Genomic DNA, 12,172 nt, shown 5'->3' on the forward strand with positions numbered 1-12,172 from the left:
CAATAAATTCAGAATTGCCCCATGCCGCGCATACTGCGATGCGCGGCATATGCGGCACATTCACATCATCACAAGCGAATTAGCAAGAGGACACCATGGATCAAGTTGTGGCACAGATACGGCCTGCGTTTGAAGACTTATTACAGCATACGGATTTTGTTGGCAGGCATATCGGGCCGGGCGAAGCGGATCAACAGCGCATGCTCGATGCGCTGGGTTATCCAACGATAGATGCGCTGATCAAAAATGTGATTCCGGCGGCGATTTTATCGGACGCGCCGCTGATGCTGCGCGGCGCGCTTAATGAAGTAGAGACGCTAGAAGCTTTGCGCACCATCGCTGCCAAAAATCAGATTTTTAAATCGTATATCGGCATGGGTTATTACAACTGCCATACGCCGACCGTTATTTTGCGTAATCTGCTGGAAAATCCGGGCTGGTATACCGCTTATACGCCGTATCAGCCGGAGATATCCCAAGGCCGTCTGGAGGCATTATTAAACTTTCAGACCATGGTGTCTGATCTGACTGGTATGGAAATCGCCAACGCCTCATTGCTGGACGAAGCGACGGCAGCGGCGGAAGCGATGACCTTTTGTCAGCGCGTATCCAAGAGCAAAAGTAAGACTTTCTTTGTATCGCAGGATTGCTATCCGCAAACGATTGATGTTGTGCGCACACGTGCAGCACCGATTGGAATTGACGTTGTAGTGGGCGATCATTTGACGGCATTGGACGATCTGGATTACTTCGGCGTCTTGCTGCAATATCCTAATTTGAGCGGTGAAATTCACGACTACGCCAGCGCGGTGGAGAGCGCACATAGCAAGGATGCATTGGTCGTGGTTGCCGCCGATTTACTAGCACTGACATTGTTGACGCCACCCGCAGAATTTGGCGCTGACGTGGCTATTGGCTCGTCGCAGCGGTTTGGTGTTCCGTTGGGCTATGGCGGTCCGCATGCTGCATACTTTGCGACAAAAGATGTGCATAAGCGCTTGATGCCGGGACGCGTCGTGGGCGTGTCAATCGACAGTCGCGGCGACACTGCCTATCGCCTCGCGATGCAAACGCGTGAGCAACATATCCGCCGTGAAAAAGCCACCAGCAATATTTGTACTGCGCAAGTGCTGCTAGCGAATATCGCCAGCATGTACGCGGTCTATCATGGCCCGGAAGGACTAAAAACCATCGCACAACGGGTGCATCGTCTGGCGGCGACGTTTGTCAGCGGCATACAGGCGCTGAATCAGTCTAAAAATCTGAATGAACTGGGCATCGAAGTATTAACAACGCATTTTTTTGACACGATCACTTTGCGCACAGTCGGGCATACGCAAGCGATACACGCGGCGGCGCGAGCACAGTCGATTAATTTGCGTATTGTGGATGCGGATAAGGTGGGTATTGCCTTTGACGAAACCACGACCACCGAGGATGTAGCAGCGCTCTGGCGAATTTTTTCCAGCGCGGGCCAGCCTGAGCTTTCATTTGTTGCCGTTGAGGCCATTGCCGCCGATCATATTCCGGTAGCGTTGCGCCGTACTAGCGGGTTTCTGACGCATCCAGTCTTCAACAGCCATCACTCTGAAACCCAAATGATGCGCTATCTTCGCGCTTTGGCGGACAAAGATCTGGCGCTGGATCGGACCATGATTCCGCTCGGTTCATGCACGATGAAACTCAATGCAACCACGGAAATGATTCCGATTACCTGGAAAGAGTTCAGCGCCATTCATCCGTTTGCGCCGCTAGAGCAAGCACAGGGATATCAGCAATTAGTCAGTGAGCTAGAACAAATGCTGTGTATCTGCACCGGTTATGACGCCGTGTCGTTGCAGCCAAATGCCGGATCGCAGGGCGAGTATGCCGGGTTGCTGGCAATCCGCGCTTATCATCAAAGTCGGGGCGAGGGGCAGCGCGATGTGTGCCTGATTCCTAGTTCTGCACACGGCACAAATCCTGCTACGGCACATATGGCAGGGATGAAAGTTGTCGTGGTGCGTTGCGATGATAACGGCAACGTAGACGTAGCCGATTTACAAGCCAAGGCGGACCAACATGCTGCCGATCTTGCGGCATTGATGATTACTTATCCTTCTACGCATGGCGTATTTGAGCAGGCTATCCGTGAAATTTGCGACATCGTGCATGCGCATGGCGGTCAGGTGTATATCGATGGTGCGAATATGAATGCGATGGTTGGCCTGTGCGCCCCCGGTCATTTTGGCGGCGACGTGTCGCATCTTAATTTACATAAAACCTTTTGTATCCCCCACGGCGGTGGTGGCCCCGGCGTCGGTCCGATTGGGGTCAAATCCCATTTGGCACCGTTTTTGCCTGGTCATGGCTTGTTAGAGACGGGAATTGCGCCGGTTTCTGCCGCACCTTGGGGCAGTGCGAATATCTTGCCAATTAGCTGGGCCTACATCACATTGATGGGTAGTCGCGGTCTGAAACAGGCTAGCCAGATGGCGATCCTGAACGCTAACTATATTGCCCACACTCTGGCCCCGCATTTTCCGATTCTGTACGCGGGTAAAGACGGCAAAGGCAGCACGGTGGCGCATGAATGCATCATTGATTTGCGACCATTAAAAGATAAAACAGGCGTGACTGTGGACGACGTTGCCAAACGTCTCATCGATTTTGGTTTCCATGCGCCGACGATGTCGTTTCCGGTTGCCGGGACGTTGATGATCGAACCGACAGAGAGCGAATCTAAGGAGGAATTAGATCGCTTTTGCAATGCGATGATTGCGATCAGGCATGAAATCCAAGCGATCGAAGATGGCCATATTAGCGCTGAGAGTAGTCCACTGCGACATGCACCGCACACCGCGATGGACTTGACTGGTGAATGGGAACGCGCTTACACGCGGGAGCAAGCGGTGTTCCCCGTGACCTCACTCAGAAAAGCGCATAAATACTGGCCGCCGGTTGGTCGTATCGATAACGTTTATGGTGACCGTAATCTGGTTTGCTCCTGCCCACCATTATCGGATTACGAATAAGTTCGGGCATTAAGCCAAGCAACCCCATCGCAGCTGGGTTGGTGCGATGGGGTTGATCGCCGCACAGTAAGCTTTGTCAGGAGCATTGAAATATGGCCATTAGCATATTTGAATTATTCAAAATCGGCATTGGCCCTTCAAGCTCACACACGGTGGGGCCGATGCGGGCGGCGCTGTTGTTTGCCAACGGTTTGAAGAAAAACGGTTTGCTGGAGCGTACGCATACTGTCAAAGCTGAGTTGTATGGTTCGCTAGGCGCGACTGGCAAAGGTCATGGCAGCGACAAGGCGGTCTTGTTGGGCCTGCTGGGTGAAAGCCCGGATCTGGTCGATATTGACACCATTGCTGATAAGTTGGCGCATATCCGCAGCACTGCAACGATCAATTTAATAGGGCAAAAGCAGGTCGCATTTATAGAGAAAGAACATCTATTAATGTACCGCCAGCGGACTTTGCCGTATCACTCGAACGGTATGCGGTTTACGGCTTTCGATAGCGATAACGCCGAAATCGCCAACAAGGTTTATTACTCAGTCGGCGGCGGTTTTGTTGTGAATGAGAACGTTGCGGGAGAGGACCGTATTGTGGCGGATACCACGACGTTGCCGTATCCATTTCACAGCGGTGACAAGCTGCTGGCCTTATGCCAAGCAAATCAACTCTCTGTCAGCCAGTTGATGCTGGAAAACGAAAAGGTCTGGCGCTCCGAAGAACAAATCCGCAGCGGGCTGCTGAATATCTGGCAAGTGATGCAGGATTGCGTCAAACGTGGTTGTCAGAAAGAGGGCGTTCTGCCGGGCCCAATGCAAGTTCGTCGCCGTGCAGCCGAGTGGTATCGCACGCTAGCGGCACAGCCGGAAACCAGTCTGCGCGATCCATTGACGACGCTTGATTGGGTCAACCTGTACGCGTTAGCGGTTAATGAAGAAAATGCCACCGGAGGCCGTGTCGTGACCGCGCCGACCAACGGCGCTGCCGGAATTATTCCTGCGGTATTGCATTACTACACCCGCTTTGTGCCCACGGCGAATGAGGACGGCGTAGTCCGCTTTTTACTGACCGCAGCCGCGATTGGTATTTTGTATAAAGAAAATGCGTCAATTTCTGGCGCTGAAGTGGGTTGTCAGGGCGAGGTTGGTGTCGCCTGCTCGATGGCAGCTGGCGCATTGGCAGAAGTTATGGGCGGCACACCGGCGCAAGTAGAAAATGCCGCAGAAATCGGCATGGAACACAATCTGGGCCTGACTTGCGATCCGATTGGCGGATTAGTCCAAGTGCCCTGTATCGAGCGGAATGCGATGGGTTCGGTCAAGGCGATCAACGCATCAAGAATGGCATTGCGTGGCGACGGTCGACATTTTGTGTCGCTCGATAATGTGATCAAGACGATGCGTGATACCGGTGCCGATATGAAAACAAAATACAAAGAAACCTCGCGAGGCGGACTCGCGGTAAATGTTATTGAGTGTTGACGGGCTATTTTTGCAAGCCTCCGTCAGCGCTTTCCGGTGCGTAGAAACGTACTCATTTAAATTTATTTAGCTTTAAAAAAGGAAATATATGGAGACCAACTCTCAATCCCTCGCGCGCACGCCGTTGTACGATCTGCATGTTGAGTTGGGCGCAAAGATGGTGCCGTTTGCTGGCTATCAAATGCCGGTGCAGTACCCGACTGGCGTATTGAAAGAACACAGCCATACGCGCACGCAAGCCGGTTTATTCGATGTTTCGCACATGGGGCAGGTGCGCTTGACGGGTCAACACGCGGCAGCAGCGCTGGAAACGTTGGTACCTGTGGATATCATCGATCTTCCCGTAAATACGCAGCGTTACGCGCTATTTACCAATGAAACTGGCGGAATATTGGACGATTTAATGGTCGCGAATGCCGGCGACCATTTATTTTTAGTCGTCAATGCCGCTTGCAAAGAACAAGATATAGCGCATTTGCGTCAGCATTTGTCAGACCGCTGCACTGTGGAAGAATTAAGTGAGTACGCCTTGCTGGCGTTGCAAGGACCGCAAGCCGCAAAGGTGTTGGCACGCTTTGCGCCGCAAGTTGCGCAAATGTTATTCATGCAAACGGCCACTGTGACGCTGGCTGGCTTCCCTTGTTTTGTGAGCCGTTCGGGTTACACCGGTGAAGATGGCTTTGAAATATCTGTACCAAACGCGCATGCAGAAAAGCTGGCGCGTTTGTTACTGGATCAACCGGAAGTCGCCCCTATCGGTCTGGCAGCACGCGACTCTTTACGTCTGGAAGCAGGATTATGCCTGTATGGGCACGATATGGACGATGCGACTACGCCGGTCGAAGCTAGTCTGGCATGGGCGTTATCTAAAGTCCGGCGGGCTGATCAGGCGCGTGCAGGCGGTTACCCGGGCGCTGCCATTATCTTGCAGCAACTTGCAGAAGGCGTTGCGCGTAAGCGAGTGGGCTTACTGCCGCAAGAGCGAATTCCGGTGCGCGAAGGCGCTGAGGTGGTCGATGCCAATGGTGCGGTGGTCGGTAAGGTGACCAGCGGTGGTTTTGGACCAACCGTCGGCGGTCCGGTCGCAATGGGCTATGTCGATATCGCTCATGCCCAACCCGGCACGCTGCTGCAAGCGATTGTGCGTGGTAAGTCGATTCCGGTAGTTGTGACTAAAACGCCGTTTACGCCGCAACGCTACTACCGCGGTTAAGGATGACAAAGTTAATCCAGGAAAACTTTGCCAGGAAGGTTTCCTATCAATCAATAGTGGAGAAGCAATGTCAGAACTAATCCCTGCACCAATCTCGGCACGGCGTGCGATAGAAGCCGGAGATAAATTGCGTGGCGCAGAAAAGATGGCGCGCATTCCGATTAAGATTATCCCCACCGAACCGGCGCAATACCTGCGTAAGCCAGCGTGGATTCGCGCCCAATTTACTGGTACGCGTGAAGTTTTACGCATGAAAGAAATTCTGCGCGACAACCATTTGCATACGGTCTGCGAAGAGGCGAATTGCCCAAATATTGGCGAGTGCTTCAAAAGCGGCACCGCGACTTTCATGATCATGGGCGACATCTGCACCAGACGTTGTCCATTTTGCGATGTGGGTCATGGTCGTCCGCTGGCGCTCGATCCGGAAGAACCAAAAAATCTGGCGCAAACGATTAAAGCGATGAGTTTGCGATATGTCGTGATTACCTCGGTGGATCGGGACGATCTGCGTGATGGCGGTGCAGCCCATTTTGTTAACTGCATCGAGCAAACACGTGCGCTCAGTCCGGGAATAAAAATTGAAATTCTGACGCCCGATTTTCGGGGGCGTATCGATGTCGCGCTTGCAATCCTTGGGCAAGCAACGCCAGATGTGTTCAACCACAATCTGGAAACGATCCCTCGCCTTTATCGTGAGGCACGTCCCGGCGCTGACTATCGCAATTCTCTGGAATTGCTTCAGCGTTTTAAGCAGCACCATCCGCACGTCGCTACAAAATCTGGACTGATGCTGGGCTTGGGCGAGACCCTGGAAGAAATTGAAGTGGTCATGCAGGATTTACGCGCGCATCAGGTGGATATGTTGACGCTAGGCCAGTATTTGCAGCCTAGCCCGCATCATCTTCCGGTAGCGCGCTATGTCACTCCAGAGGAGTTTGAAACTTTGCGGCTGGCAGCAGTGAAGATGGGCTTTTCACGCGTGGCCTCAGGCCCGATGGTCCGTTCGTCTTATCATGCAGATTCGCAGTCTGATGGCACTTTTGTGACGACCCCGGCATTACGGTGATGTTGACAATGTGTTGCTTAAGCAATCCGCTATAGGTTGCTGTTTTGGTGGCAAAAGTTGTTTGGTAAAGCGCTGTTTATTGTTCGGTCGTGATCTTTGCGACCAGACAATAAACAGCGCTTTTTTTTATTGAAATTTCTGCAATAATTAAATGATCATCCTCGCTAAATTGATGTTATTTAACACTTCGGGCACATATGCTGAAGTTGCTGAAAATCATGCTGGGCTTAAGTTTGGGGCTGACCCTGCAATGGGCAAGCACCGTACCGGTTGCGCCGATTGCGCCCGTTATCGGGACAGTTATCCGGCCAGTTATCGTACTGCCGCTGGAAGGCGCGATAGGTCCCGCTACTGCGACTTTTATCAGCCGTAATATTGTGCGTGCGCAACAAAAGGGCGCGCAATTAATTGTGCTGCGCATGGATACGCCGGGCGGTCTCGATATCTCAATGCGCCAGATTATTCAGACGATATTGGCCTCGCCGATACCGGTGGCGACATTTGTTGCGCCCGGCGGTGCGCGTGCTGCCAGTGCCGGGACGTTTATTCTCTATGCAAGCCATATTGCTGCGATGGCCCCGGGCACCAATCTGGGCGCTGCCAGTCCGGTACAGATAGGAATGCCCGGTCAAAGGGAGCCGCCGCAAAATCCAAACAAGGATACAAAAGCAGACGCAAACAAAGCCGATAAAAATGCTTCTGCACCCGAATTGCCCGCCGACAATGAAAGTACCCTGAGCAGAAAACGCATGCATGATGCGGCAGCCTATATCCGTGGCCTGGCGCAAATGCGTGGCCGCAATGCTCCATGGGCAGAGCGTGCAGTACGCGAGGCGGTCAGTCTTTCATCTGAAGAAGCGCTACATCAGAAAGTGATCGACCTCACCGCGCTGGATGTGCCGGAATTGCTGCGTAAGCTTGATGGCCGATCTATCTCAACCTCAGATGGAACGCACGTTTTGCACACGGCAGGCGCGCCTGTGACAACGCTGGAGTTGGATAACAGAACCCGGTTTCTGGCGATCATCACTGATCCTAGCACTGCGCTAATCCTGCTGATGATCGGCGTGTATGGGTTGATTTTTGAATTTTCCAATCCCGGTTTTGTTTTACCGGGCGTGGCTGGCGCGATCTGTTTATTAATCGGTTTGTTTGCCTTACAAATGCTGCCGGTCAATTACGCCGGTCTGGGCCTGATTCTTCTCGGTATCGGATTCTTGGCGGCGGAAATATATTTACCCACTTTTGGTGTCATTGGCATAGGGGGGATTATTGCGTTCAGCATAGGCGCGATGATGCTGATTGATACCGATTTGCCGGGCTACGGTATCCCGCTATCGTTAATTGTCGCACTGGCGGTGGTGACTGCGCTTTTCATATTTTTCGTTTCCGGTGCGGTACTCAAATCGCGGCGGCGTCCTGTTGTCAGTGGGGCGGAGGAATTGTTGGGCAGCGCCGGGCTAATGCTCAGCGATACGATTATCAATAGGCAGGCGGATGGCATTAGCAACGAAGGCTGGGCGCGCGTGCATAGCGAACAATGGCGCGTGCAAAGCCCGGTTTCGTTGCAGCAAGGACAGCAAGTGCGGGTAACGGCACGGACCGGGCTGATACTAAAAGTGATGCCAGTGGGCCCAAAAAACGCAGCGCAAACAGGAGAGTAATCATGATGATGACCCTTGGCGTCGGTTTCAGTGGGATTGTAGTTCTGGTCATCGCGGTGATAGCGCTTTCCGCCATCCGCGTCATGCGCGAATATGAACGCGGGGTCATCTTCATGTTGGGCCGGTTCTGGAAAGTGAAGGGGCCGGGGTTGGTGTTGCTGATTCCCGGGATTCAGCAAATGGTTAGAGTCGATTTGCGTACCGTCGTATTCGATGTGCCGCCGCAGGATGTGATCACCCGCGACAATGTCTCGGTCAAGGTGAATGCGGTCGTGTATTTTCGGATTGTTGATCCGGAGAAGTCCGTGATTCAAGTGGTCAGATTTTTTGATGCTACCAGCCAGTTGGCGCAGACGACTTTGCGCTCGGTGCTTGGTAAACATGAACTGGATGAGTTGTTATCCGAACGCGAAAGGCTTAATCTGGACATTCAGAAAGTGCTGGATTCGCAAACCGATGCTTGGGGAATCAAAGTGTCTACCGTTGAAATTAAACATGTCGATATTAACGAAACAATGATTCGCGCCATCGCCCGCCAGGCGGAGGCCGAACGTGAACGCCGCGCCAAGATCATTCATGCCGAAGGTGAATTGCAAGCCTCGGAAAAGCTTCTGCAAGCAGCGCAAATGCTGGCCCAGCAGCCACAAGCGATGCAATTGCGTTATCTGCAAACGCTGACCAACATCGCGGGAGATAAGAGTTCGACGATTATTTTCCCGGTGCCGATGGACATTTTCACAATACTGGCAAATGCAAAAGGGGATACCTTGCCAGAGCAAAGTCACTTGTTATAGTGCAGTAAGCAACGCTACCAAAATTCATCAATTTGATCATTAGCATTAAAATTTACATTCAGTTTTCCTGCGAAATGGGTTTGAGATTTTTCGTTGTCTGACTGTTTATTCTTGCTTATTCCTAATTGTTTTGTCATCCATGGAGGAAGTATGTCGCTATCCGAACAAGACCTGGCGCAAACCGTTGCCGTACTAATAGCACCCGGCAAAGGTATTCTTGCGGCCGACGAAAGCACTGGCACCATTGAGAAGCGTTTCACTGCCGTGAATGTGGCATCCACAAAGGAAAGTCGACGCGATTATCGGGAGTTATTGTTCTCCACGCCGGGATTGGGCGACTTCATCAGCGGCGTGATTCTTTACGAAGAAACGCTCAGGCAAAAAAATACCGCCGGGGTACCACTTTCCGCAGTGTTGACGGCACAGGGAATATTAACCGGCATCAAAGTCGACACAGGCACGGTGGCGCTGCCCGGCTTCCCCGGCGAGAAAATTACCCAGGGGCTGGATGGTCTTGCACAACGTCTGAGCGAATACAAACAATTAGGCGCGAGCTTTGCCAAATGGCGGGCGGTCATCGCCATCGGCGCTGGCATTCCTACGTCAGAGGGGATCGCTAGCAATGCCTACACGCTTGCACGCTACGCCGCGCTGTGTCAGGAGGCGGGGATAGTTCCGATTGTCGAGCCAGAGGTTTTGATGGACGGCGACCATACCATTACCACCTGTGAAAAGGTGACCGAGCAAGTACTGCATGCGGTATTTCATGCCCTGCATCAGCAGCGCGTCATGCTGGAGTACATGTTGCTGAAACCGAATATGGTGGTGCCCGGCGCGACATGCTCAGAGCGAAGTTCGGCGCAGCTAATCGCACAAGCAACCCTTAGCTGTCTGCGGCGCACGGTGCCAGCAGCGGTGCCGGGCATCAATTTTCTGTCTGGCGGACAAACCGATGCTGCCGCCACGTCTAATTTGAATGCGATGAACGCCGCTGGAAAGCAGCCTTGGAATGTGAGCTTCTCGTATGGGCGTGCGCTGCAGGCCTCGGCGATAAAAGTTTGGGGAGGTGCAGTCGGGAATAAAGAGGCCGCGCAACAAGCGCTATATTTGCGTGCGCGTTTGAATAGTGCGGCGGTGCAGGGAAACTACGCGGCGGCGATGGAGGAGGAATAACAATAATTTACTCACGCGAATTCGAATATGTCTTTTAGCCTGCAGTTATTCAATCTATTGTTGATTTTGATATATATATTTATATGTTTACGCCGGATGCATATTTGAAAAAAATGGGGGAGCTTATTACTTTTCTAATTAATAAGAAGGATCGGCAAGCGTTTCCCGCACCCGCACCACAATAACCTACGCTCAGAAGTACGAGAATAGGTTCGTCCTATTCACGCGCTTCGGTCTTTTACTATGCAGGTCTAAGGCGAAAGCGCGACAAACATAGAAGCCAGACAACAGGTCTTATATCGTGGTGCCACTTTTTCGCTAGGCCATTACTAGGAACAAAATACATCGCATCAACGGAATATGAGTAAATTTGTAATTAATTAATTAAACACATTTAATACCGCGCTTCGATAGGTCCAGATGACGGCTTATTGAAATCTCAGAATCGCATGAATATGTAGAACAATCGGTAATTTATTTGACCGGAAAATGAGCTAATTTTGGAATATTAAAAGCGTATTTAAAATGTACTCTGACGCTGGTTCTTTTCTGCTTAGCCTTTCTATGAATAGATTAGGTATTGCGCAACTGTTTTGAAAGTACATCATGCTTAGTGTCACCTCCGCCGCTCGCCCTACCACAATAACGAAATTTGTTACGGATAACCCGCTTCTGAATAAGACGTCCCGCTTGAAACAAATGTGTTCGACGAGCAGTTCCTCCGAAGTTAAAAGTTGCGCATCCCCAGTTCCTGATGGTTCTTCCCGTAAGCCCTTGGATTTCAGTTTGGTACGTACTTTGGTAGAGGGCGGGGCTGTCACTAAGGCGTCAGATAAATCGGCAATTGAGGATAATCTCATTCCGGCGGAGCGGAAAACGAGTTCTTCCAATTATGACGCACTGAAATTGAAGCACGCCAAAAACGATGTAGATAAACTTTCCAATGTTCTTCTCGAACTTTATACAGAAGAGGCTAAAGACCGGGCTGCAGAACAGTTATCAACTTGTGCGACGATATACGAGGCCGTTATTTTAAATGGTGCAGATGAATTATTAGCTCTGGAATCATATGCAGCTAGTTTAAAATGCCTGGTTGATGAAAAAATAATTATCGTGAAATTAGAAAGAGAAGAAGCTAAATCTTTAAAGATTATTAAAACAGAAATAAATTATTTCTTAACAGCACTTAACAGTTCAGCTATGTTTGATAAGCTGGATACTGGCGTCAAAGCGGTAATTAATGAGGCAACTGCTGCTGTAAAGGTTAAAGAAACGCCTTTATCGGAGCTTTCGAGCTTGAGAGCAGCGCTCGAGTCAGTATTTGTCGACGCGCAAGCTATTCTAACTAAAGAATGGACTCGATCCCCCCCTCAAATTCCTTCGGAAGGTGTTATCCCAGCAGAAAATTTTCTGAACGGAAAATCGTTAAAAAGCAATCAATCTAAGATTTTTGGTAAGGTTACAAAGCTATTCAGTTCAAGTAAAACATCGCCCCCTGGCTCTCCAAAAAGTCCGGTAAGCGCAACTTCAAAATTTTATGCGGGATTAGAAGTTAAGTTGCCCACGGCAACGACGCCAGTTAATGTAATTGCGGAAAAATTCCTTCCTTCTTCTCCTACTATTGAAAGTACCGAGCCAATTTACGCCACGGTGGCGCGTCGTCACCCTCCGAGCGCTCCAAAAGCGGTGGAAGCAACTGATCTTTAAATCTGCCCCAATTTCTATCTTGGTTTCTATATAGTCAAAAAACCACTGCCCGCAAAGGCAGTGGTT

General features: G+C 51.0%; 8 protein-coding genes. All 8 read left to right on the forward strand.

Going from position 1 to position 12,172, the window contains the following annotated elements; translation table 11 throughout:
- Window positions 1-95 precede the first annotated feature (95 nt).
- Window positions 96-3,014 (forward strand): aminomethyl-transferring glycine dehydrogenase, encoded by a 2,919-nt coding sequence (gene gcvP / locus C7W93_RS02380; RefSeq protein WP_108438576.1) that lies wholly within the window; start codon window positions 96-98, stop codon window positions 3,012-3,014.
- 92 nt (window positions 3,015-3,106) lie between these two features.
- Window positions 3,107-4,486: an L-serine ammonia-lyase gene (locus C7W93_RS02385; protein ID WP_108438577.1), complete on the forward strand. Its 1,380-nt coding sequence runs from the start codon at window positions 3,107-3,109 to the stop codon at window positions 4,484-4,486.
- Between the two features lie 88 nt (window positions 4,487-4,574).
- The gene (gene gcvT, locus C7W93_RS02390; RefSeq protein WP_108438578.1) at window positions 4,575-5,699 is read left to right on the forward strand and encodes a glycine cleavage system aminomethyltransferase GcvT; all 1,125 of its coding nucleotides are present in this window, start codon (window positions 4,575-4,577) and stop codon (window positions 5,697-5,699) included.
- 67 nt (window positions 5,700-5,766) lie between these two features.
- Complete coding sequence (gene lipA / locus C7W93_RS02395) at window positions 5,767-6,768, forward strand: lipoyl synthase (protein ID WP_108438579.1); 1,002 nt, start codon at window positions 5,767-5,769, stop codon at window positions 6,766-6,768.
- Window positions 6,769-6,965: 197 nt separating this feature from the next.
- Window positions 6,966-8,432 (forward strand): nodulation protein NfeD, encoded by a 1,467-nt coding sequence (locus C7W93_RS02400; RefSeq protein ID WP_108438580.1) that lies wholly within the window; start codon window positions 6,966-6,968, stop codon window positions 8,430-8,432.
- 5 nt (window positions 8,433-8,437) lie between these two features.
- On the forward strand, window positions 8,438-9,226 hold the full coding sequence (locus C7W93_RS02405; RefSeq protein WP_370446438.1) for a slipin family protein: 789 nt from the start codon (window positions 8,438-8,440) through the stop codon (window positions 9,224-9,226).
- 150 nt (window positions 9,227-9,376) lie between these two features.
- Window positions 9,377-10,399, forward strand: a complete 1,023-nt coding sequence (locus C7W93_RS02410; protein WP_108438581.1) for a class I fructose-bisphosphate aldolase — start codon at window positions 9,377-9,379, stop codon at window positions 10,397-10,399.
- A gap of 786 nt (window positions 10,400-11,185) precedes the next feature.
- Entirely contained in the window at window positions 11,186-12,106 is a 921-nt protein-coding gene (locus tag C7W93_RS02415; protein WP_146177503.1) for a hypothetical protein, read from the forward strand.
- Window positions 12,107-12,172 lie beyond the last annotated feature (66 nt).

Source organism: Glaciimonas sp. PCH181 (genome assembly GCF_003056055.1).
Classification (GTDB): Bacteria; Pseudomonadota; Gammaproteobacteria; order Burkholderiales; family Burkholderiaceae_D; genus Glaciimonas.